The following is a 22854-nucleotide window of genomic DNA, read 5'->3' on the forward strand; positions in this document are numbered from 1 at the left end:
GGCCCGGCACGGGGCGCTACGCGTCCATCACCAGGACGATGTCCAGGGTCCTGGGCCCGTGTACGCCCTCGACACGGTCCAGCTCGATGTCACTCGTGGCCGAGGGGCCGGAGATGAGCGTGAGCGGCCGGCAGGGGTCGAGCCGGCTCAGCGCCTCGGGCACGTCGGGGACGATCTGGTCCATCCGGACCACGCAGACGTGCTGGTCCGGCAACAGGGTGAGGGCCCTGCGCCCCTGGCCGGGTCCGTGGTCGAGGATCACGGTGCCGGTGACGGCGATCGCGATGGCGGCAGTGGTGACCACGGCATCCGTCCCGTCGAGTTGTCCCACCGTCAGCGGCGGAGTGTCTTCCAGCCGCGACCAAGGCCCCTGCGGGACCAGGTCCTCGGGAAGCCCGGGCGGCACCACCAGGGACCGTGCTCCGGTGCGGGCCAGCGCCCGCCCCACCGCTGCCGCCGCGTCGGCCGCCGGAACTCGGACGACCGAGGCGCGGTACTCGGCGACACGCTCGGCGAACAGTCCGACGACGTCCGGTCCCGCGTGGTCGGCGCGTCGAGCGGCCGGGAGCGGTATGTCGTCGGGGTTCTCCGAGCCGGGCACGCCGGCCAGGGCTCCCCGCACCGCGTCCAGGACGGTGTTGCGGCCGTTCATCGTCGTCCCTTCCTCTCTCCCGTCGCGGGGCTGTCTTCGTTCGCGGGTGTTCTCGTCCGGCGCCACCAGGCACGTAGCGTCTCCCGGGGCGGCAGGGGCGTGTCACGGCTGTCGGACCAGCGGCCGAGCGGACCCGGCAGGGCGCCGATCCGGCCGTTGCGGGCCACGAGCCGGGCCCCGAGGGCGGCGATCTTCTGGGCCGCGGCGAGTCGGCCCGGGGAGGACATGGCGGCACCGGCGGCCTTCATGGCGAGCGCTTCGACGGTGGGCAGGAGTCTGGTCCGCCGCCCTGCCTCCACGGCCTCCGCGCGCAGGTGGACCAGCACCTCGGGAATGTTGATCTTCACGGGGCAGGCGTCGTAGCAGGCGCCGCAGAGCGTCGAGGCGAAGGGCAGGGAGGCCGCGTTCTCGATGCCGACGAGCTGCGGGGTCAGTACGGCGCCGATCGGGCCGGGGTAGACGGATCCGTAGGCGTGGCCGCCTGTGCGCTCGTACACCGGGCAGACGTTCAGGCACGCCGAGCAGCGGATGCAGGCGAGGGCCTGGCGGCCCACCTCGTCGGCCAGCGTCGCGGTGCGGCCGTTGTCGAGGAGGACGAGGTGGAAGTTCTGCGGGCCGTCGCCCTCGGTGACGCCGGTCCACAGGGAGGTGTACGGGTTCATGCGTTCGCCCGTCGACGAGCGGGGCAGGAGCTGGAGGAAGACCTCCAGGTCGGCGAAGGACGGCAGGACCTTCTCGATGCCCATCACGGTGATCAGCGTCTCGGGCAGGGTCAGGCACATCCGCCCGTTGCCCTCCGACTCCACCACCACGATCGTTCCGGTGTCGGCGGCGGCGAAGTTGGCGCCCGAGACGGCCACCTTGGCCCGCAGGAACTTCTCCCGCAGGTGGAGCCGGGCCGCCTCGGCGAGATCGCGGGGATCGTCGGAGAGCCCTTCGGGAGCCGGCCTTCCCCACTCCCCCATCTCCCGCTGGAAGATCTCCCGGATCTCGGAGCGATTGCGGTGGATGGCCGGCACCAGGATGTGGGAGGGGCGATCGCGGCCCAACTGCACGATGAGTTCGGCGAGATCGGTCTCGTAGGCGCGTATGCCGGCGTCGGCGAGCGCCTCGTTGAGGCCGATCTCCTGGGTCGCCATCGACTTGACCTTGACGACCTCACGCGTTTCATCGTCACTGCCGCCGGTCGCCCGCACCAGGTCGGTGACGATGCGGTTGGCCTCGGCGGCGTCCGCCGCCCAGTGGACCACTCCGCCCGCGGCAGTCACGGTCTTCTCCAGGCGAAGGAGATGGTGGTCGAGGTGGCGCAGGGTGTGACGTTTGACGGCTGCGGCCGTCTCCCGCAGGTCCTCCCAGTCCTCCAGTTCGGCGGCGACCGCCAGCCGCTTGTCCCGGATGGTGCCGGTCGCCCGGCGCAGGTTCGCCCGCAGTTGGGTGTCCGCGAGCGCGGCACGCGCCGCCTGCGGAAAGGCCGGCGTGCCCAGCCATACGACGTTGTCCGCGCCGCTCACCGTACGTCCCCTTCCGTGGAGGCCAGGATCTCGGCCAGGTGCATCGTGCCGACGCCGGTACGGAGGCGGGACAGGCCGCCACCGATGTGCGTGAGACAGGAGTTGTCGCCCGCGCTCAGGAACTCGGCCCCGGTGCCGAGGACATGGCGCATCTTGTCGGCGAGCATGGCGTTGGACACGTCCGCGTTCTTCAGCGCGAAGGTGCCGCCGAAGCCGCAGCAGGACTCGGCGGCGGGCAGTTCGACGAGGTCGATGCCCTTCACGGCGCGCAGCAGCGTGAGCGGCCGGTCGCCGACGCGGAGCATGCGCAGCGAGTGGCAGGTCGGGTGGTAGGTGACGCGGTGCGGGAAGTAGGCGCCGACGTCGGTGACACCGAGGACGTCGACGAGGAGTTCCGACAGTTCGTACACCGTCGGCACCACTCGCTCGACCGCCTCGGTGAGGGCGGCGTCCCCGTACTGGTCGGCCACCACCCGGTGGTGGTCGCGCACCATGCCCGCGCAGGACCCGGAGGGGGCGACGACGGCGTCGTAGCCCGCGAACACCTCGGCGAAGCGGCGCACCATGGGCAGGGTCTCGGGCCGGTAGCCGGTGTTGAAGTGCATCTGGCCACAGCACGTCTGGCCCTGCGGGAACTCCACGGTGTGGCCGAGGCGTTCAAGGAGCGCGGTCACCGCCTGGCCGGTGCGGGGGAACATCGTGTCGTTGAAGCACGTGATGAAAAGGGCTATGCGCATGGGGTTTCCTGGGGCGGGACCGGGGGTGCGGTGACGGTCAGGCCGTAGGTCCGCACAGCCGTGCCGGTGAAGACGTCGCGGCGCTCGGCCGGGCTGAGCTCGGCCGTCACGTCGACGGCGGCGGCGAGGACGTCGGCGTAGGTGGCGGCGAGCCGGCAGACGGGCCAGTCGGAGCCGAACATCAGGCGCCCGGGTCCGAAGGCCTCCAGGACGGTGTCGGCGTACGGCTTCAGGTCATCGACCGTCCAGGAGTCCCAGTCGGCCTCGGTGACCATGCCCGAGAGTTTGCAGACGGTGTTGGGAACGGCGGCGAGGCGCCTGATCTGATCCGCCCAGGGGGCGAGTTCGCCGGACGCGATGGGCGGCTTGCCGAGGTGGTCGAGGACGAAGGTGAGGCCGGGCAGGCGCTGCGCGGCCTCGACGGCGGCCGCGAGTTGGGACTGCTTCACCACGAGGTCGTAGGCCAGTCCCGCCTCGGCCATCGCGGTCAGGCCGCGCAGTGCCTCCGGGCGCACGAGCCAGCGGGGGTCCGGCTCTCCCTGAACCTGGTGGCGCATCCCCACCAGGTGCTCGCCACCGAGGCCTGCGCGCAGCCCGGCGAGAGTGTCGGCGACGTCGGGTGCGGTCAGATCGGTCCAGCCGACGACCCCGGTGACCAGGTCGCTGCGCGCGGCCAGGGCCAGGAACTCGGGGGTCTCTTCCGGCACGGTGATCGTCTGCACCAGCACGGTGGCGGTGACGCCGGCCGCACGGGCCTCGGGTGCCAGGTCGGCGAGGGAGAAGTCTCTGCGCAGCGGAGCGAGTTCGGGCCCGGTGATCCAGTCCTGGTCCCGGACGGACAGGTCCCACACGTGGTGGTGGGCGTCCACGATTCCCGGCGCATGGTCCGCCCCGGTCACAGCTCCCACACCACCGGAAGCGAGGCGTCCGTGCCCTGCGCGGAGTAGTCGTGGACGACGTCGAGGAGTTCGGCCATCCGCGCCTGCCAGGCGATGTTGACCGGCAGCTTCTCGAGCTCGGCGATCATCGCCTGGTAGTCCTGGACCTCCAGTACGTGGAACAGGTCGGTGCCGCTGCGCCAGATCGCCCACTCGCTCACCCCCGCGGCTCGGATGGCGGCGGTCAGCTCCTCGGGCACCTGCCGGTGCGCGGCGTCGTACTCCTCGATGCGGTCGGCGCGGACCTTGGTGTGCAGGGCGACCTTCATGACGGCTCCTTCGGCGACGGGGTTTCCCCGATGCGTGCGGTGACGGGGACGGGGGTGTCCGGGTCCAGCAGGCCCTCGGCGCGCAGCTCGTCCCAGAGGGCGTCCGGGATCGGGCGCCGCAGCTGCTCCACCGTGTCGCGCACCTCCTCGGGGGAACGGGCACCGGTCAGGACGCTCGCCACGGACGGGTGGCCGAACGGGAAGCGCAGCGCGGCGGCACGCAACGGCACGCCGTGGCGCTCGGTGACCGCAAAGAGCCGCAGTGCCCGGTCGAGCACCGGCTGCGGGGCCGGCGCGTAGTCGTAGGTGGCGCCCGGCCGGGGGGCTGTCAACAGCCCGGAGTTGAACACTCCGCCGATGACGACGCTGCGGCCGCGGGCGGCCGCCTCCGGGAGCAGTTCGGTGAGCCCGTCCTGTTCCAGGAGGGTGTAGCGGCCGGCCAGGAGCACCACGTCGATGCCGGTCTCGCGCAGGAAGCGGGCGGGCAGGGCGGACTGGTTCATGCCGATGCCGATCGCCCCGACCACGCCTTCGCCGCGCAGCCGCTCCAGGGCCGGGTACGCCTCGCGCAGTGCCTGCTCGGAGTGGTCGTCCGGGTCGTGCAGCAGGGCGATGTCGATGCGGTCGAGGCCGAGGCGTTTCAGGCTCGCCTCGAGGGAGCGCAGCACTCCGTCGGCGCTGAAGTCCCAGACCCGGCGGTGGGTGGCCGGGACGGCGAAGCCGTGGGCGAGGTCGTCTCCGGGGCTGCCCGGCGGGCTCGGCACGAGGAGCCGGCCCACCTTCGTGGAGAGGGTGTAGGTGTCGCGGGGGCGGTCGCGCAGGGCGGCACCGAGCCGCCGTTCCGACAGGCCGAGTCCGTAGTGGGGTGCGGTGTCGAAGGTGCGGACGCCGGCGTCCCAGGCCGCGTCCACGGTGGCGTGGGCGGCCTCGTCGGTGACCGGGTGGTAGAGGTTGCCGAGGGCTGCGCAGCCCAGGGCGAGCTCCGAGACCGGTACCGCGCTGCCGCCCAGCCCTGTGGTCCTCACGACTGGGCCGCCGGGCGCAGCCGCAGTCCCTGCATGCCGCCGTCCACCGCGAGCGCGGTGCCGGTGACGGACGCCGCGGCCGGACCGGACAGGTAGACGATGGCGGCCGCCACCTCGTCGGCGGTCACCAGGCGCCCCATGGGCTGGCGGGCGTTGAGTGCGGCCCGTTCGGCCTCGGGGTCGTCGGCGGCGTCGAGCAGCCGGGCCACCCAGGGGGTGTCGGCGGTGCCGGGGTTGACGCAGTTGACGCGGATGCCGTCACTGACGTGGTCGGCGGCCATGGCCAGGGTGAGGGACAGCACGGCGCCCTTGCTGGCGGAGTACAGGGCGCGCTGCGGCAGTCCGGCGGTGGCCGCGATGGAGCAGGTGTTGACCACGGACGCAGTGCCCGGACGGGCAGTGGCAGCGCGGCGCAGGTGGGGCAGGGCGGCGCGGGTGGTGCGGACCATGCCGAGGACGTTGACGTCCAGGACGCGGTGCCACTGCTCGTCGGGGTTGTCCTCGACGGTGCCGGCGGCACCGATGCCCGCGTTGTTGACGAGGATGTCGATGCCGCCGAGCCGCGTGGCCGCCTCCTCCACGGCGGCGCGTACGGAGGCGTCGTCGCTGACGTCGGCCTTGAGGCCGAGCAGCGGTTCGCGTACGCCTTCCGGATCGAGGTCGAGTACGGCGACGGCCGCGCCCCGGGCCGCCAGCGCGCGGGCCGTGGCGAGCCCGATACCGGACGCGCCGCCCGTGACGAGGGCCCTGAGGCCGGTCAGTTCGGTCATGCCACTTCCTCCTGCGCGGCTCGGTCGGCCACCCAGAACGTGCCGTCCGGGTAGAGGTACTCGGCGATGGACTCCTCACCCATGGTGGCGGAGAAGCCGGGGGCGAGCGGCGCGGTGTAGTGGCCGTCCCGGATCATCACCGGCTCGATGAAGTGCTGGTGGAGGTGGTCGACGTACTCGATGACGCGGTTCTCGGTGGTTCCGGAGAGGGCCAGGTAGTCGAACATCGACAGGTGCTGTACCAGCTCGCACAGCCCCACTCCGCCGGCGTGCGGGCAGACCGGCACCCCGAATTTCGCGGCGAGCAGCAGGATCGCGAGATTCTCGTTGACCCCGCCGACCCGCGCCGCATCGATCTGGAGGACATCGATGGCGCCGGCCTGGAGGAGCTGCTTGAAGACGATCCGGTTCTGCACGTGCTCGCCGGTGGCCACCTTCACGGGAGCGACGCCCTGCCGTACGGCCGCGTGGCCGAGGACGTCGTCGGGGCTGGTCGGCTCCTCGATCCAGTACGGGTCGAACTCGGCGAGCGCGTTGGTCCAACTGATCGCCTCGGCCACGTTCCACCGCTGGTTGGCGTCGATGGCGATGCGGATGCCGTCGCCGACGGCGGCACGGGCGGTGCGCAGTCGCCGGATGTCGTCGCTCAGGTCGGCGCCGACCTTGAGCTTGATCTGCGTGAAGCCGTCGGCCACGGCCTGTTTGGCCAGCCGGGTGAGCTTTTCGTCGGTGTAGCCGAGCCAGCCCGGGGAGGTGGTGTAGCCGGGATATCCGCGCTCCAGCAGGGTCGCCTCACGCTCCGCGAGGCCCGTGCGGCCCTCGTGGAGGAGCGTGAGGGCGTCCTCGGGGGTGAGGGCGTCGGCGATGTAGCGGAAGTCGACCTGGGAGACCAGCCACTCCGGCGAGGCGTCGGCGAGCAGCCGCCACAGCGGCTTGCCCTCCCGCTTGGCCGCCAGGTCCCACACGGCGTTGACCACGGCGCCGATCGCCATGTGCATCACGCCCTTCTCGGGGCCGAGCCAGCGCAGCTGGCTGTCGCCGACCAGATCCCGGCTGAGCGATCCCGGGTCGGCGCACAGTTCCGATACGGAGCGGCCCATGACATGGGGCCGCAGTGCGTCGATCGCGGCGACCTGTACGTCGTTGCCGCGTCCGATGGTGAAGGTGAAGCCGTGTCCTTCATGGCCGTCGCCGGCGTCGGTACGCAGCACGACGTAGGCGGCGGAGTAGTCGGGATCCGGGTTCATCGCGTCGGAGCCGTCCAGTTCCCGCGAGGTGGGGAAGCGGACGTCGTACGTGTCGACGGCGGTGATCCGAGCGGAGATTGCAGTCAAGACAGTGCTGCCTTTCACGCTTGGGCGAAGGTCTGGCGCTGGCTGCCGAGGCCGTCGATGGAGAGCTCGACCGTGTCGCCAGGGCGCAGGAAGGGGGTACCGGGGAGGCCCAGGGCCACGCCCGCGGGCGTACCGGTGTTGATCACGTCGCCCGGCTCCAGGACCATGTACTGGCTCAGGTACCACACGATGTGGTCGACCGCGAAGATCATGTCGCTGGTGTGGCCGTCCTGCCGCTTGGCGCCGTTGACGCTCAGGTGCAGGCCGAGGTTCTGCGGGTCGCCGGCCTCGTCGGCGGTGACCAGCCACGGGCCGAGAGGGTTGAAGGTCTCGCAGGATTTGCCCAGGTCCCACTGCGACGAGTAGTCCAGCTGGAATTCCCGCTCCGATACGTCGTGGCTGATCGTGTACCCCGCGATCACGTCTCGCGCGGCATCCGGTCCGTCCAGGTAGCGCGCCCGGCTGCCGATGACGACCGCGAGTTCGACCTCCCAGTCGGTCTTCACCGATCCACGCGGGACCAGTACCTCGTCGTACGGGCCGACGACCGTGCCGGGGTCCTTCATGAACACCACCGGACGCGGGGGAATCGCCGCACCGGTCTCGGCGGCGTGATCGCGGTAGTTCAGGCCGATGCAGACGACCTTGCCGGGGCGGGTGACGGGCGCGGCGATGCGCAGCCCGTCCCGGTCCAGTTCGGGCAGCTCCCCCGCCGAGACCGCCGCGCGGGCCCGGTCGATCCCGCCGGAGGCGAGGAAGGCACCGTCGACGTCTCGGGTCACGGAGGACAGGTCGAGGAGACGGCCGTCGTCGGCGCGTACCGCGGGCCGCTCTTCACCTGGGGATCCGACTCGTAGCAGTTTCACCGGGCAGCTCCCTTGCCGAGTTTCGGTTTCGTCTTTGAGGTCGGCCGTACGGGCCGGGCGACCTGAGGTGCGCCGGTCCGGGCCGTTCGCCAGGGCTCCGGCCATCCGCCTGGTCAGTCATCGGATGTATCGCGGGCCACAGCGAACATAGACGCAGAGATCGCAGCTGACAATGGATTCCTCGGATGTATCTCCTCGCCGCTACCTGTCGACGCTCACGAAGAGCGACTCTTCCGGAGCCCGTCCGCGGCACCTTCCCCGAAGCGCCGTCACCCGCGAGCAGTCGGACATCTGGCGGGGTCAGATGGAGTCCGGCGATATCACGACACCCCCTGGCGCGATGGCCCGGCACAACAAGCCAGGCGCCCACTCTTGTCAACCTCGGCAACGTCGTCGTAACGTCCCGTCCGAGATACATCGGAGGAATGGCCGGATCATTCGATGCGCCGTCCGGCGCCCCCGCCGCCTTCCCCACGGCGCGTACGCCCCCTGACCATCGCCGCGCCCCCGGCTAAGGAGAGAACACGGCCATGAAGCTCACTCGCACCCGCTCCACCGCCGCAGCAGCCGCCGCCGTCCTCGCAGTGCTGGCCCTCACTACCGCGTGCAACCGCGAGAGCGCCGGCCCGGGCGGCGACAAGTCCGCCATCGGCATCGACCTGCCGCGCTCCGACTCCGACTTCTGGAACTCCTACGCGCAGTACCTGAAGACCGACATCAAGACCGACGGCATCAACGCGCTGCCGCTGAGCAACTCGCAGAACGACATCACCAAGCTGGTCGCCAACGTGCAGGTGTTCCAGAACACGGGCGCCAAGGCCGTCGTCATGGCACCCCAGGACACCGGTGCCATCGCCTCCACCCTGGAGACCCTCGCGTCGAAGAAGATCCCGGTGGTCAGCGTCGACACCCGACCCGACAAGGGCGCTGTCTACATGGTCGTCCGAGCCGACAACAGGGCGTACGGCACCAAGGCGTGCGAGTTTCTCGGCAAGCAGCTGGGCGGCCAGGGCAAGGTCGCCGAGTTCCAGGGCGCCCTCGACTCCATCAACGGTCGCGACCGCTCCGAGGCGTTCGCGGAGTGCATGAAGACGAAGTTCCCGAAGATCAAGGTCTTCGAGCTGCCCACCGACTGGAAGGGCGACGTGGCCTCCGCCAAGCTGCAGAGCCTGCTCGCGCAGCACCGGGACCTGAACGGCATCTACATGCAGGCGGGCGGTGTCTTCCTGCAGCCCACTCTCGCCCTGCTGGAGCAGAAGGGCCTGCTCAAGCCCGCCGGGCAGAAGGGCCACATCAGCATCGTCTCCAACGACGGCATCCCGCAGGAGTTCGACGCCATCCGCAAGGGCCAGATCGACGCCACCATCTCCCAGCCCGCCGACCTCTACGCCAAGTACGCACTGCACTACGCGAAGGCCGCCGCCGAGGGCAAGACCTTCCAGCCGGGTGCGACCGACCACGACTCCACCATCATCAAGCTTCCCAACGGCCTGGAGGACCAGCTCCCCGCTCCGCTGGTCACCAAGGACAACGTCGACGACAAGACCCTGTGGGGCAACAACATCGGCTGATGACCGGCCGGCCCCCGCCCCGCGCACGGTCGGGAACGGACACCCCCCGTCCCCGACCGCGGCCTCTCCCCGCAGCCCCGGGCGCACACCCGCGCACCTCGGCGCCCCAGCCTCCGTACCCGAAGGACGGTATCCACCATGGCGGACACCGCGACCGCCCCGGCGACCCGCCCCGGCACCCCGGCCCCCGTGGCCGAGGCGACCGGCATCAGCAAACGATTCGGCGCGACCGTCGCGCTGCGCGACGCCCGTATCACCATCGCCCCGGGCGAGTCGCACGCCCTGGTCGGACGCAACGGCGCCGGCAAGTCGACGCTCGTGTCCATCCTCACCGGCCTTCAGCAGCCCGACACCGGAGCGCTGCACTTCTCGGGCGAGCCGGCCCCCGCCTTCGGCGACATCGACGCCTGGCGCTCCCGCGTCGCCTGCGTCTACCAGCGCTCCACGATCATCGGTGACCTGACCGTCGCCGAGAACCTCTTCCTGAACCGGCAGAGCGGCGGCTCGCTGCGGCCCATCCGCTGGAAGCAGCTGCGCCACCGCGCCGAGGAGCTCCTCGGCGAGTACGGCGTCGACGTCGACCCTGCCGCCCGGGCGGGGGACCTCACCGTCGAGCACCGGCAGTTCGTGGAAATCGCCCGGGCCCTGTCGTTCGGCGCCCGCTTCATCATCCTCGACGAGCCGACCGCGAAACTCGACGGCCGCGGCATCGGCCGCCTCTTCGACAAGCTCCGCGACCTCCAGCGCCAGGGTGTCGCCTTCCTCTTCATCTCCCACCACCTGCAAGAGGTGTACGACCTCTGCACCACGGTCACGGTCTACCGCGACGCGGCCCACATCCTCACCGCGCCCGTCGCCGAGCTCGGCCGGCCGGGCCTGGTGGAGGCCATGACCGGCGAGTCCGCCTCCACGGTCACCGTCACCGCCGGCCGGACCCCGGGCACGCGGGCCGACTCGAAGGAACTGCTGGCCATCGACGGCCTGACGCTGCCCGGTGCCTGCGAGGGCGTCTCCCTCTCCGTACGCTCCGGCGAGGTCGTCGGGCTCGCCGGCGCAACCGCCAGCGGCAACGTACGGGTGGGTGAGGCGGTCGCCGGTCTGCACCGCGCCAAGGCCGGCCGGATCTCGGTCGGCGGCAGGACCCTGCGCACCGGCAGCGTGCCGGCCGCCCTCACCGCCGGCGTCGGTCTGGTCCCCGAGGACCGCCATCACCAGGGCCTGGTCGGCGACCGCAGCGTGGCAGAGAACGCGACGCTCACCGTCACCGACCAGCTCGGCCCGTTCGGCATCGTGTTGCCCGCCCGCACCAGGGCCTTCGCTCAGCGCATGATCCGGGACCTCGACATCAAGACTCCCGCGGTCGCCACCCCGGTCTCCGCCCTCTCCGGCGGCAACCAGCAGAAGGTCGTCGTCGCCCGTGCCCTGGCCACCGATCCGCACGTGCTCGTGGCCGTCCGCCCCACCAACGGTGTGGACGTCAAGTCCAAGGAGTTCCTGCTCGGCAGGATCCGGCAGCTCGCGGACGACGGCAAGGCCGCGCTGATCGTCTCCGACGAACTGGACGACCTCAAGGTCTGCGACCGGGTCGTCGTCATGTTCCACGGGCGGGTGGTGGCCGAGTTCGCCCACGGATGGAGGGACGAGGACGTCGTCGCCGCCATCGAGGGCGTCGCCGGGGACCCGGCTCCTGCCACCACGTCTCCCACATCCGCCCTGCCCGCCTCATCCGGCGCGGACGAGCACGGAAGGTAGTCATGCCCGCCACCACAGATCTCACCGAGCCCGCACCGAGGACGGCGACGCCGGCCGCGGCGGACACCTCCCCCCGCCGGGTCGGTCTCGGGCACTTCCGTGAATTGTCCCTGGTCCCGGCGATCCTCGTCCTGGGCCTGATCGGGTTCATCGTCTCGCCGGCCTTCCTCACCGCCGACAACCTGATCGGTGTGGCCCAGCAGTCCACCGAGCTGAGCCTGCTGGTGCTCGCCACGACCTTCATCCTGGTCGCCGGCCGGATGGACCTGTCCCTGGAGTCCACCATCGGCGTGGCTCCCGTCATCGCCGTGTGGCTGATCCTGCCCGCCAGTGGGGGCCGGTTCACCGGACTCGGCCTCTTCCCCGAGTGGATGGCCATCCCGCTCTGCCTGCTGGTCGGGGCGCTGATCGGTGCCGTCAACGGCTTCCTCATCCTCAAGCTGCGCCTCAACGGCTTCATCGTCACTCTCGGCGCCCTGACCATGCTCCGCGGACTGCAAGTCGCCCTCTCCGAAGGCCAGTCCATCGTCGAGCTGCCCTCGTCCTTCACCTACCTGGGCCGGGCGTCCTGGCTGGGCGTGCCCGCCGCGATCTGGGTGTGCGCGCTGCTCTTCGCGATCGGCGGCAGTGCGCTGGCCTGGCTCCGGCACGGCCGGGCACTGTACGCGATCGGCGGGAACGCCGAGGCCGCCCGTACCGCGGGCGTCCGTGTCGACCGCATCGTGTGGGGCGTCCTCGTCCTCGGCAGCGTGCTCGCCGCGTTCGCCGGGATCCTCTACAGCGGGCACTACGGATCCGTCTCCGCCACACAGGGCAGCGGCTGGATCTTCCAGGTGTTCGCCGCGACCGTCATCGGCGGAGTAAGCCTCAACGGCGGCAAGGGTTCCGTCTTCGGCGCCCTCACCGGCGTCCTCACCCTCCAGCTCGTCGTCAACGTCATGACGCTGGCGGGCGTACCGCCCCTGTGGAACCAGTTCCTCAACGGCGCCATCATCATCGTCGCCCTGATCATCTCCCGATTCGCGTCCGGCGAGAAGCAGGAATAGCCACGTCCCGCAAGCGGCTCCGCAGGACCCGATCCCGGTCCTGCGGGGCCACCACCCGCACATACCCCGGCATGGAGAGGCACGTTAGTGGCACTGACGGACGAGGCGATCGACAAGATCAAGGCGATGATCCTCGACGGCGAGCTCACGCCTGGCTCACGCCTGCCCAAGGAGGAGATCCTCGCGGGACAACTCGGCTTGTCCCGGAATTCGCTGCGCGAGGCCGTCCGGGCACTGACCGCCATGCGAATACTGATCACCCGTCAGGGCGACGGCACATACGTCTCCAGCCTGGAGCCTCATCTCCTGCTGGAGAGTCTTTCCTTCGCCGCCGATGTCTCCCAGGGCCGCACGGCACTACAACTGGTCCAGGTGCGTCGCCTCCTTGAACCGCAGGCGACCGGGCTGGCCGCTGCCCTGCTGACGCCGGAGGACCTCCGGGAACTGCGCGACATCCTCGACAGGTCCCGGGCCGCCACCACCGTGGAGGAGTTCGTCGCCCACGACATCGCCTTCCATCTCAGGATCGTCGAAGCCGTCGGCAACCCCGTGCTGTCGATGCTTCTGCGGGTACTCTCCACACGCACCCAGCGCGTCCGGATCGTCCGCGGCAGCCGGACCCGTCATGCTCTGGACGCCGCCCACCAGGACCACGAGCAGATCCTCGGCGCGCTCCAGTCACGCGACGCCCTGCTGGCCGCCTCCGCCGCGACCGTTCACATCACGGCCGTGGAGCAGTGGCTGGCCGCCAGTCTGAGCGACGACCCGCTACGAGCGATCGACGACTGACCGCCCGCACGCCGGCTGCCGGCCGCACGCCGTCCGCCAGCCGCTCCCAGCGCACGCGGCCGGCGCCGGGCTCGGCCTGCTGGGATTACCTCATGGCCTGTTCGGATTCCCTCACGATCGAACCTCCTCGGGGTCCTCCTGCCGCGGCTGCGCCCGCACGTCGACAGTCCGATCGAAGAAGAATTCGTGCTTGAGGAAGGAGACGTCGTACTCGTGACCCGGGTACGGCGGGATCAGCTGGGCGGCCTGGAACAGCCGCCAGCCGTCCTGAAGGGCGGCCACCCCCGACTCGTACGGCGGCTCGTCGCTGTCGCCCGTGGTGGGCGAGGTCCGGCCGGTGCCGTCGTAGCGCGACCAGCCGACGACACAGGAGTCCAGCGCCGAGTCCGCCAGGTACAGCACGAGCACCTGCTGCCGCAGCACCGAGGCGGTGGCATCTCCGGTGTCCGCCCGCGCGGGAAGAATCGCTTCGGTCGTCATGCCACGGCCCCCTTCGGGCGGTTGGAGGCCCTGGTCACCCAGTGGTCGAGGTCGAAACCGTCGTCGCCGGTCAGCTCCCGCCACAGCAGGATGCGGTTGTACCGCTCCAGCCGGCCGGTCGCTCCCTCGTACCACGGGAACATCGCGTCCAACTCCGCGGTCACCTGCGGGTCGTGGAGATCCGAGGTGTCCCACAGACGTCGTTGACGCACCCTGGGATTGAAGCGGATCTTGAACATGTAGCGCAGGGTGTCGCTGTCGTTGCGCCGGCCCCCGTGCCAGATGCCGTGGTGCAGAAACACCGCAGTGCCGGCCGGACAGACCAACCGGTTCTGACCGCGCAGGTTCTGGTAACGGCCCGTGTCCGATTCATTGGTCCGCCGCAGATGGCTGCCCGGCACGCTGAGCGTTCCGCCCATCTCCAGCGTCACGGCCTGCGGGTAGTACATCAGCTGAACGTCGAAGGCGTCCGGTCGGACGTCGATGATGGCGTCCCCGTGCAAGGCCTGCGCGGCGCCTCCGTGAGGCTCGCGGGTGTGCACGAAGTGGTGGTCCACCCACGGTTCCGGGCCGACCAGGCTGCGCAGGGCCCCTGCCACCTGCGGCAGTTCCAGCAGCCTGCGGACGAAGGAGCCGTTCGCGTACGCATCGGACAGCGGCGTCCCGTACGGCACCGGCGGCACTCCGTCCGCCAGTACCGCCATGCCCTCGGCGTTCATCTCCGCCGGGACCACCGCGTCCAGGCGCAGTGACCCGGACGCCACGAAGCGCGCCATCTGCACCGAGTTCAACAGTTCCAGCGTGTTCTCCATGAGCGCCACGCTAGGTCCCGCCGCCGGGCACCGCGTGGGCCGCGTTCACCCTCCACTGGTCGATTCTCACCACGCCGTCCGACACGTACATCGAGGACCGCGCCCCAGGAGTGGGCCGCGTACGCCGTGGTAGAACACGGAACCATGCAGACGGTCCTCGCCCCTCTCGACGAGCCTCCCACTCTCGCCGCTCTCGGCATCGGTGTGCACGGTCCGGCCGGCCAGGTCGACGTGTTCTCGCTGCCGGACCTGTGGCAGCTCCATCTGTACGGCTACCACGCCGACTTGACGGTCGACGGCACCGAGCACACGATCCACCCCGGGCGGGTCAGCCTCGTACCACCCGGAACCGAGGTGCATTACCGCTACCGGGGCCGCTCCGAACACCTCTACGCCCACTTCCGCCTGGGCTCGGCGGGAACACCCCACAGCATTCCGGTGATCCAGCCCACCGGACACGAGCTCGACCTGCTCACTGCACAGTTGCGGCAGGCACTGGCCGCCTGGCCGAACACCCCGGCGGAGGCCACCGCCGAGGTGTGGGCCGCCCTGTGGCGGATCGCCCGGCTCACCCCACTGCGGGAGCAGAGCGCCCCGGCCGTCCATCCGGCGGTGGCAGCCGCGACGGCCCTGATCGAGGCGCGGCTGACGGAGTCCCTGACGGTGCCGGAGATCGCGAAGGCGGCCGGCGTCTCCCACAACCACCTGACCCGGCTCTTCCGCGCCGCCACCGGGGAAACCGTCGTCGGCTACATCCGGGCCCGCCGGATGGAACGCGCACGCCATTTCCTGCGGGCCACCACGCTCTCCATCCCCGCCGTCGCCGCCTCGGTCGGCATCCCCGACCTCCAGGCGTTCAACAAGGCCTGCCGCCGCGAACTCGGGGCGTCACCACGCGGTATCCGTACCGCCGGTCCCGCCCCGCGCGACAGCTCGGCTCAGTAGATACAGACCATCGGCAGCCCGCCCCCTGCTCCCCGCCTCCCGCTTCCCGCTTCCCGCTTCCCGCTTCCCGCTTCCCGCTTCCCGCCTCGAAGATCTCCGGCAACCCTTTCGCCTCCGGCGGCAACCTACGCAGTGCACCATCGGCTCGATCTTCCGGACGGACGCACATGCGGACAGCAAGACAGGCAACGCGGCAGCCCAGGCACAGGCGCAAGCACAGACACAGGCTGATGTGGAGCACGATGACGGTGCTGACAGCCGCAGGCGCCCTCATCGGCCTGGTGGTGGCGCTGCGCCCCGGCCCCACGCCGGATGCAGGGGCGGCCACGACCGTAGTCCCCGTCGCCGGCACCGAGGCGACGCCCACGACGGCTCCTTCGACCAGTTCCGCAACCCCGACCAGCATCTCTCGCGCGCCGGCGACCCCGACCTCGACCCCGACCAGCGCCTCTCACGCGCCGGCGACCCCGCGCACGACCACCGCGGCGGCGAAGCCCTCGCCGAGGGTCAGCTCGCGGACGCCCGGGCGCGCGGCACCGCGGACCGGACGCATCCAGCCCCACACCCCCTACAAGGGGGTCGCGACCGCTTACAAGGCCGCGGACGGCGACGGCGCCTGCCTGTTCGGGCCGAGTGACGACCTCATGGTCGCGGCGATGAACACCACCGACTACGAGTCGTCCAGGGCATGCGGTGCGTACGTGCTCGTCCGCGCCTCCAACGGCGCCTCGATCACGGTCCGGATCACCAACGAATGCCCGCTGCCCTGCGCGCCCGGACAACTCGACCTCAGCGAGCAGGCATTCGCCAAGCTGGCGGACCTCAAGGTCGGTCGGCTCCCGATCACCTGGAGCCTGCTGAGTCCCGACACGCTCGGCCCGCTCTCCATCCGGTACAAGACCGGGTCCAGCCCCTACTGGTGCGGCATCCAAGTGATCAACCACCGCAATCCGGTCGATCGGCTGGAGGTCCGCACCGCCCAAGGCTGGCGACAGCTGCCCCGTACCGACTACAACTACTTCCTCTCCACCGACGGCAGCGGATGCGGCAGCTCGATCAGGGTCACCGACGTCTACGGAGAACGACTGACGGTCGACGGGATCGCGCTGAAGCCGGACGTCGCCCAGCCGACCCGCCTCCAGTTCGCCCCGCGCTGAACCCGCATCGCCCCTCGACGGAGTGGTCGCACACCGCAACCGGGCGCAACTCGCCTGGCTCGACGGCGTCCTGGACCGGCACCCGGGCCTGGTCCTGGAGAACTGCGCCTCCGGCGGTATGCGCTGGGACCACGCCTTGCTGTCCCGGGTCCAGCTCCAGTCCACCAGCGACCAGCAGAACCTCCAGCTGTACGCGCCCATCGCAGCGTCCGCGCCCACCGTCTCGGCTCCCGAGCAGAACGCCGTCTGGGCCTACCCCCAGCCGGAGGACTCCCTCGACGAGGTGGCCTTCACCATGGCCAACGCGCTCCTCGGCCGGATCCATCTCTCCGGCCGGATTCCCGAACTCGAGCCGGAGGCCCGCGCCCTGGTCCGCGAAGCGGTGGCGACGTACAAGGCCATCCGCGCCGATCTGCCGCAAGCCGTTCCGTCCTGGCCGCTGGGCCTTCCTGCCTGGGACGACCCGTGGATCGCCCTGGCCCTGCGCACTCCCGCCACCACCTACCTCACCGCCTGGCGCCGCCCCGGCACCGACGCCACGGCGACGCTTCACCTGCCCCACCTGCGGGACACCGCCACCCGTGTCGACCTGCTCTACCCCTCGGTCAGTCGGGCCGTCTCCGCCTGGATGCCCGACACGGCCGAGCTGAGCCTGACCCTGCCCACCGCGCCGTCCGCCGTCCTGCTCCGCATCACCCCGACGGACCCCGGCGCTCCCTGAGCCGCCCCGCCCCCGCATCACCAATCGACGAGAGGACCTGTCAGGTGCCCCCTGCGCGCCAGCCGGACGAACGCTTCGCCAACCCGGTGATCCCCGGCTTCCACCCCGACCCCAGCGTCTGCCGCGTCGGCGACGACTACTACCTGGTGTGCTCCAGCTTCGAGTACTTCCCCGGCATCCCCGTCTTCCACAGCCGTGACCTGGTGCACTGGACGCAGATCGGCAATGCCCTGGACCGGCCCGAGCAGTTGCGCCTGCCGGCGGACATGCCGTCCTCCGGCGGGATCTACGCCCCCACCCTGCGCCACCACGACGGCCGCTTCTGGTTGATCGTCACCAACTGCAGCGAAGGCGGCGGCAACTTCATCGTCACGGCCACCGACCCCTCCGGACCGTGGTCGGACCCCATCTGGGCGCCGGGTGTCCCCGGAATCGATCCCGACCTGGTCTGGGGCGAGGACGGCACCTGCTGGTGCACGGTCGCCGGGGTCTCGCAGGTCCGTATCGACCCGTCCACCGGGCAGACGTACGGAACGCCGCACAGGCTCTGGTCCGGCGGGCCCGGCGCCAAGGCCCCGGAGGCGCCGCACCTGTACCGGATCGGGGACTACTGGTACCTGCTCATCGCCGAGGGCGGCACCGAGCGCGGCCACGGTGTCTCGATCGCCCGCGGCCTCAGTCCTGCCGGCCCGTTCGAGCCGTGCCCGGCCAACCCGATCCTCACCCACCGCGGCACCGACCGCCCCGTCCAGAACACCGGGCACGCCGACCTGGTCCAGGGCCCCGACAGCTCCTGGTGGATGGTGCTGCTCGGCGTCCGGCCGGGCGGCGGCACGCCGGGCTGGCACGTGCTCGGCCGGGAGACCTTCCTGGCCCCCGTGACCTGGGTGGACGACTGGCCGGTCGTCGGCGAGGTCACCCTGGACCTGCCCGAGCTCCCGTGGCCGCTCTCCCCCGCCCCTGTCGAGGAGCAGCGGGACGACTTCGAGCTCGCCGAACTGCGACCGTCCTGGATCTCCCTGCGCGACCGGGCCGCCGAACACAGCACCACCAAGGAACGCCCCGGCTGGCTGACCCTCCGTGCGCGGGCCAGCTCCCTGGACCAACCCGACGTGGTGTTCACCGGCCGGCGCCAGCAGCACCTCGCGTGCCGGGCGCGCACGCTGGTCGACCCCTCCGAAGGGCGCGGCGGCCTCGCCGTCCGGCTGGACGAGCAGCACCACTACGCGATCGAGGCGTCCGGTACGAAGGTGCGCGTCGTCGCGCATGTCGGCTCCCTGCGCACGGTCGTGGCCGCGCAGTCCGTGCCGGCCGGGCCGGTGGTCCTCACCGTCACGATCACGGAACCGCCGTCTCCGCACGGACCGTGCACCGGACCCGACGTCGTCTCCCTCGGCTTCGAGCAGCCCGACGGCACGTACACCGTGCTCGCGACCCTCGACGGCCGCTACCTGTCGACCGAGGTCGCCGGCGGCTTCACGGGCCGGGTCATCGGCATGTACGCCGCGGCAGGCACCGTCCACTTCGACTGGTTCGACTACGAGCCCCTCGACGTCTGAGCCAGACCCCCCGAACGGCACGACACACATCACCCGACGAACCTGCGGCAGCAGGTGTGGCCGGCGGTGGCGCCTTGCCGCTGCCGGCCACGGACCGGATCACCCGTACGACCGACCGAAAGGCATGACACATGAAGGACATACGGCCACCCGCGCGTCACCGCAACCGCGGTCCCGGACGCCTGGCCGGCCTGCTGATGGCGCTGCTCGTCGTCCTGGGACTGGCCGGCAGCACCGCGATCGCCGCGCCCGGCGGCACGGCACAGCAGGCACGCGCCACGGTCAAGGTTCCGGCCCGCGCCATCGACGCCGTCGCGGCGATGCAGCCCAGCTGGAACCTGGGCAACACCCTGGACGCGATTCCGGACGAGACGTCCTGGGGCAACCCCAAGGCCACCAGGGAACTGTTCAAGACCATCCGGGCGGAGGGATTCCGCAGCGTCCGCGTCCCGGTGTCCTGGCATGACCACCAGTCCACCACCGCGCCGTACACCGTCGACGCCGCGTACATGAGCCGCGTCATGGAGGTGGTCGACTGGGCGCTGGCCGAGAACCTCTACGTCGTGCTCAACGTCCACCACGACTCATGGCAATGGATCGAGAAGATCGCCACCGACCACGACAACGTGGTCGCCCGCTTCAACGCCCTGTGGACCCAGATCTCCGCGACGTTCCGGAACGAGCCGCGCACCCTGCTCTTCGAAGGCGTCAACGAACCGAACTTCAGCAACGCCACGGCCGCGCAGAAGACCCAGTTCATGGACGAGCTGAACACCTCGTTCCAGAAGGTCGTCCGCGCTTCGGGCGGCGGGAACAAGAACCGCCTGCTCGTCCTCACCACGCAGGTCGGCACCCCGTCCCAGGACCTCATGGACGACCTTCACACCACGATCACGGCGCTGCGCGACAGCAATCTGGTCGCCACCGTGCACTACTACAGCTACTTCCCGTTCAGCGTGAACATCGCGGGCGGCACCCGGTACGACGACACCGCCCGCAACGACGCGGAGGACGTCTTCGCCCGCATTCACCACACCTTCGTCGCCAGGGGCATCCCCGTCTACCTCGGCGAGTACGGTCTGCTCGCGTACCCGGACGACAACCACCCCTCCCGCATCGAGCGGGGCGAGGCGCTGAAGTACTACGAACACGTCGGACACCTGGCACGCGCCGCGGGTGCCACCACCGCCCTGTGGGACCCCGGCTTCGCGTATCTGAACCGCGCGACCCTGAAGTGGCGCGACCCCGCCCTCTTCGCCTGGATCAAGTCGAGCTGGACCACCCGCTCGGGAACCGCCTCCTTCGACAGGGTCCACCTGGCGAAGTCGAGCCGGATCACGCCCCAGTCGCTCACCCTGAACCCGAACGGCACCAGGTTCCGGGGGCTGTGGCACGGCGACACCAAGCTGGCCGAGGGCCGGGACTACACCGTCTTCGAGAACCGGCTCACCCTCACGGCACCGGCCCTGACCCGGCTGACCGGGGATCGCGCCTACGGGGTCAACGCGACGCTCCAGGCCCGGTTCTCCGCGGGGCTGCCCTGGCAGATCGACGTGGTCACGTACGACACTCCGGTGCTGTCGGACGCCACGGGCACGGCCGAGGAGTTCACCGTCCCCACGCAGTACCAGGGGGACGACCTGGCGACGATGGAGTCCACGTACTCCGACGGCACCAACGCCGGCCAGACCAGCTGGACTCCGTACCAGGAGTTCAACCAGTCCTTCAGGCCGGACTACCGGAACGGCACGATCATCCTCACCACCGCGTACGTGAAGGCACTGCGTGACGGCGATCCGGCGACGCTGACCTTCCACTTCCACAGCGGCGCCAAGGTGAAGTACAAGGTCACGAAGTCCGGCGACTCGGTCACCGGTACGGCGGTCAAGGAATCCTGACCGATCGGCCCTCGCCCTGGTTGCCCACCTCCCCCGGCGACCAGGGCACTGCCGTATCCGCGCGCCACCTCAGAGGCCCAGAAGCGTATCGAAGCGCATCGACGTACGATGGACACGCGCTCAGGATGGGGCTAGGGTCGGCATGCATTTCCTGCATGTATGGTCCGCACGCATTGTCGAAGCGCTTCACAAGGCTGGGAGAGCTGGATGGTAACCCTCGCCGAGGTCGCCCGGCACGCCGGAGTGTCGGCAAGCACGGTCAGCTACGTCCTCAGCGGCAAGAGGTCCATCTCCGCGACCACCCGGCTGCGGGTCGAGCAGAGCATCCACGAGCTGGGATACCACCCGAACGCGGGCGCGCGGGCCCTGGCCAGCAACAGGTCGAACGTCATCGCGCTGATGATTCCGCTGCGCACCGACATGTACGTGCCGGTGATGATGGAGATCGCCGTCGCGGTCGCCACGACGGCCCGGACGCACGGGTACGACGTGCTGCTGCTGACCGGCGAAGAGGGCCCCGACGCCGTCCGCCGCGTCACCGGCAGTGGTCTCGCCGACGCGATGATCCTGATGGATGTCGAACTCGACGACGAGCGGATGCCGTTGCTGCGCAACACCGACCTGCCGGCCGTGCTGATCGGGCTGCCCGCCGACACCACGGGACTGACCTGCGTCGACCTCGACTTCAAGGCGACGGGCGCGCTGTGCGTCGAGCATCTGGCGACGCTCGGCCACCACGACATCGCCGTCATCGGCGAGGCCCCCGCGGTCTACGAACGGCACACCGGCTTCGCCGAGCGGACCCTCTACGGACTTCGGTCCCGGGCAGCGGAGTTGGGCATCAGAGTGTTGCACCGGCCGTGCGAGGGCGGCTACGACGCGACGGCCGGCACCTTCGCCCGCATCCTCGACGAGCGCCCGGGCACCACGGGGTTCGTCGTGCAGAACGAGCAGGCGGTCGAGCCGCTGCTCGCCCTGCTGCGCCAGCAGGGCCGCGCCGTGCCCGAGGACGTGTCGGTGGTCGCGGTCTGCCCGGACCAGGTGGCCGTCCAGGCCTCGGTGCGACTGACCTCGGTCTCCATCCCCGCACAGGAGATGGGCCGGCAGGCGGTGGAGCGACTGGTCACCAAGCTCGGCGGCCGCGGTACCGACGAAGTCATGCTCATCGCACCCGAGTTGACGGTGCGGGCGAGCACGGGGCCGGCGCCCTCGGCCGCCGTCTGAGCAACGCACCGCGGGCCGAGGTCGGCCGCGCCCGAGAGGGACGCGGACCGACCTCGGCCCTGGTGTCGGATCAGCCGCCGTTGACGGTCAGGTTGTTGGTGTTGAAGTTGAGTCCGCCGGCCGACGAGGTGATCTCATAGCCGAACTGGACGTCACCGATGGTCTCGCTGCCAGGCATCCAGCCCTTGGTGTACGCGATCCAGTTGAGGATCGGCTTGATGTCCACGGTGCCGGAGCTGGAGTCGGACGTCCGCAGGAACGAGAACACCTGGTTCGACCCGTTGGTGCCCTTGTAGACGTTCCAGCTGTGGCCGCCGAGCGTGACGTTGTCCTGCCAGGTGCCGATCGGACCGACGGCACCGTTGTCGTTGACCCAGAGCATGATCTCGTACTGGTGGTCGGTGTCCCAGATGTCGTACGACGTGTTGTACGCGCCGGACGACGGGACGCTGACGTTGTAGCTGCTGGTGAGCCGGCCGAGCGAGTCGATCGTCTTGTTGATCGGCTTCGTCGAGTTGGGGTACGACTTGATGCCTCCGGTGTTGGGGTGGTCGGCCCAGACGCCCCAGCCGGTACCGGAGTTGGCCCAGGTGCACTGGCTGCCCGCGCCGGAGCCCCAGATGTTGTTGTAGAGCGTGTAGCCGTCCAGGTTGGTGCTGCCCCACTGGTCGCAGGTGTTCCAGACTGCGGCCGAAGCGGGGGCGGCGGCGAGACCGACGGTGGCACCAAGAGCCATCGCCGGCGCCAGCAGCGCCATGGTGATCTTGCGAATCGAGCTTGTGGCCATGGTTGTCCCTT

At 70.5% G+C, this 22854-nt stretch carries 22 protein-coding genes; 10 read left to right on the top strand and 12 right to left on the bottom strand.

What is annotated here, in order from left to right:
- Positions 1–16: 16 nt before the first annotated feature.
- From OG462_RS04690 to OG462_RS04730, 9 genes are read right to left on the bottom strand one after another with little or no spacing between them, the layout of a single operon-like run.
- A complete protein-coding gene (locus tag OG462_RS04690) occupies positions 17–652 on the bottom strand; it encodes a lactate utilization protein C (RefSeq protein ID WP_406054707.1) in 636 nt (211 codons plus the stop codon).
- The gene (locus OG462_RS04695; RefSeq protein ID WP_406054709.1) at positions 649–2163 is read right to left on the bottom strand and encodes a LutB/LldF family L-lactate oxidation iron-sulfur protein; all 1515 of its coding nucleotides are present in this window, start codon (positions 2161–2163) and stop codon (positions 649–651) included. Before OG462_RS04695 ends, OG462_RS04690 begins: the two co-directional genes overlap by 4 nt.
- The gene (locus tag OG462_RS04700) at positions 2160–2900 is read right to left on the bottom strand and encodes a (Fe-S)-binding protein (protein WP_406054711.1); all 741 of its coding nucleotides are present in this window, start codon (positions 2898–2900) and stop codon (positions 2160–2162) included. Before OG462_RS04700 ends, OG462_RS04695 begins: the two co-directional genes overlap by 4 nt.
- On the bottom strand, positions 2891–3769 hold the full coding sequence (locus OG462_RS04705; RefSeq protein WP_406054713.1) for an amidohydrolase family protein: 879 nt from the start codon (positions 3767–3769) through the stop codon (positions 2891–2893). The genes OG462_RS04700 and OG462_RS04705 overlap by 10 nt, the downstream gene beginning before the upstream one ends.
- A 26-nt stretch (positions 3770–3795) precedes the next feature.
- Positions 3796–4107: an L-rhamnose mutarotase gene (locus OG462_RS04710; RefSeq protein WP_406054715.1), complete on the bottom strand. Its 312-nt coding sequence runs from the start codon at positions 4105–4107 to the stop codon at positions 3796–3798.
- Positions 4104–5132 (bottom strand): aldo/keto reductase, encoded by a 1029-nt coding sequence (locus tag OG462_RS04715; RefSeq protein ID WP_406054716.1) that lies wholly within the window; start codon positions 5130–5132, stop codon positions 4104–4106. Before OG462_RS04715 ends, OG462_RS04710 begins: the two co-directional genes overlap by 4 nt.
- A complete protein-coding gene (locus OG462_RS04720) occupies positions 5129–5902 on the bottom strand; it encodes an SDR family NAD(P)-dependent oxidoreductase (protein ID WP_406054718.1) in 774 nt (257 codons plus the stop codon). Before OG462_RS04720 ends, OG462_RS04715 begins: the two co-directional genes overlap by 4 nt.
- Entirely contained in the window at positions 5899–7236 is a 1338-nt protein-coding gene (locus OG462_RS04725) for an L-fuconate dehydratase (RefSeq protein WP_406054720.1), read from the bottom strand. The genes OG462_RS04720 and OG462_RS04725 overlap by 4 nt, the downstream gene beginning before the upstream one ends.
- Positions 7237–7250: 14 nt before the next feature.
- Positions 7251–8102 carry a fumarylacetoacetate hydrolase family protein gene (locus OG462_RS04730; RefSeq protein ID WP_406054722.1) on the bottom strand — a complete coding sequence of 284 codons (852 nt, stop codon included), beginning with the start codon at positions 8100–8102 and terminating at the stop codon, positions 7251–7253.
- 530 nt (positions 8103–8632) lie between these two features.
- Here OG462_RS04730 and OG462_RS04735 point away from each other — a divergent pair.
- From OG462_RS04735 to OG462_RS04750, 4 genes are all read left to right on the top strand, one after another.
- The gene (locus OG462_RS04735; RefSeq protein WP_406054724.1) at positions 8633–9673 is read left to right on the top strand and encodes a sugar ABC transporter substrate-binding protein; all 1041 of its coding nucleotides are present in this window, start codon (positions 8633–8635) and stop codon (positions 9671–9673) included.
- Between the two features lie 138 nt (positions 9674–9811).
- Complete coding sequence (locus OG462_RS04740) at positions 9812–11425, top strand: sugar ABC transporter ATP-binding protein (protein ID WP_406054726.1); 1614 nt, start codon at positions 9812–9814, stop codon at positions 11423–11425.
- Positions 11426–11427: 2 nt separating this feature from the next.
- Positions 11428–12471, top strand: a complete 1044-nt coding sequence (locus OG462_RS04745) for an ABC transporter permease (protein ID WP_406054728.1) — start codon at positions 11428–11430, stop codon at positions 12469–12471.
- Between the two features lie 87 nt (positions 12472–12558).
- Positions 12559–13260 carry a FadR/GntR family transcriptional regulator gene (locus OG462_RS04750; protein ID WP_406054730.1) on the top strand — a complete coding sequence of 234 codons (702 nt, stop codon included), beginning with the start codon at positions 12559–12561 and terminating at the stop codon, positions 13258–13260.
- A 111-nt stretch (positions 13261–13371) separates the two neighbouring features.
- On the opposite strand, the gene OG462_RS04755 is transcribed toward OG462_RS04750, so the two are convergent.
- Both OG462_RS04755 and OG462_RS04760 read right to left on the bottom strand, forming a co-directional pair.
- Entirely contained in the window at positions 13372–13740 is a 369-nt protein-coding gene (locus tag OG462_RS04755; RefSeq protein WP_406054732.1) for a hypothetical protein, read from the bottom strand.
- A complete protein-coding gene (locus OG462_RS04760) occupies positions 13737–14552 on the bottom strand; it encodes a phytanoyl-CoA dioxygenase family protein (protein ID WP_406054734.1) in 816 nt (271 codons plus the stop codon). The genes OG462_RS04755 and OG462_RS04760 overlap by 4 nt, the downstream gene beginning before the upstream one ends.
- A gap of 144 nt (positions 14553–14696) precedes the next feature.
- Between OG462_RS04760 and OG462_RS04765 the strand changes: the two genes are divergently transcribed.
- The 6 genes from OG462_RS04765 to OG462_RS04790 all read left to right on the top strand — a co-directional run bounded on the left by OG462_RS04765 (position 14697) and on the right by OG462_RS04790 (position 22056).
- Positions 14697–15497, top strand: a complete 801-nt coding sequence (locus tag OG462_RS04765; protein ID WP_406054736.1) for a helix-turn-helix transcriptional regulator — start codon at positions 14697–14699, stop codon at positions 15495–15497.
- Between the two features lie 242 nt (positions 15498–15739).
- Complete coding sequence (locus tag OG462_RS04770) at positions 15740–16654, top strand: expansin EXLX1 family cellulose-binding protein (protein WP_406054738.1); 915 nt, start codon at positions 15740–15742, stop codon at positions 16652–16654.
- Positions 16655–16676: 22 nt separating this feature from the next.
- The gene (locus OG462_RS04775; protein WP_406054741.1) at positions 16677–17375 is read left to right on the top strand and encodes a hypothetical protein; all 699 of its coding nucleotides are present in this window, start codon (positions 16677–16679) and stop codon (positions 17373–17375) included.
- 44 nt (positions 17376–17419) lie between these two features.
- Positions 17420–18934, top strand: a complete 1515-nt coding sequence (locus OG462_RS04780) for a glycoside hydrolase family 43 protein (RefSeq protein ID WP_406054743.1) — start codon at positions 17420–17422, stop codon at positions 18932–18934.
- Positions 18935–19065: 131 nt separating this feature from the next.
- Positions 19066–20832, top strand: coding sequence for a cellulase family glycosylhydrolase (locus OG462_RS04785; RefSeq protein WP_406054745.1), 1767 nt, complete (start codon positions 19066–19068; stop codon positions 20830–20832).
- Positions 20833–21039: 207 nt separating this feature from the next.
- The gene (locus tag OG462_RS04790) at positions 21040–22056 is read left to right on the top strand and encodes a LacI family DNA-binding transcriptional regulator (RefSeq protein ID WP_406054747.1); all 1017 of its coding nucleotides are present in this window, start codon (positions 21040–21042) and stop codon (positions 22054–22056) included.
- A 70-nt stretch (positions 22057–22126) separates the two neighbouring features.
- On the opposite strand, the gene OG462_RS04795 is transcribed toward OG462_RS04790, so the two are convergent.
- A complete protein-coding gene (locus tag OG462_RS04795) occupies positions 22127–22843 on the bottom strand; it encodes a glycoside hydrolase family 12 protein (RefSeq protein ID WP_406054749.1) in 717 nt (238 codons plus the stop codon).
- Positions 22844–22854 lie beyond the last annotated feature (11 nt).

The sequence above is a fragment of the Streptomyces sp. NBC_01077 genome (genome assembly GCF_045162855.1).
Classification (GTDB): Bacteria; Actinomycetota; Actinomycetes; order Streptomycetales; family Streptomycetaceae; genus Streptomyces.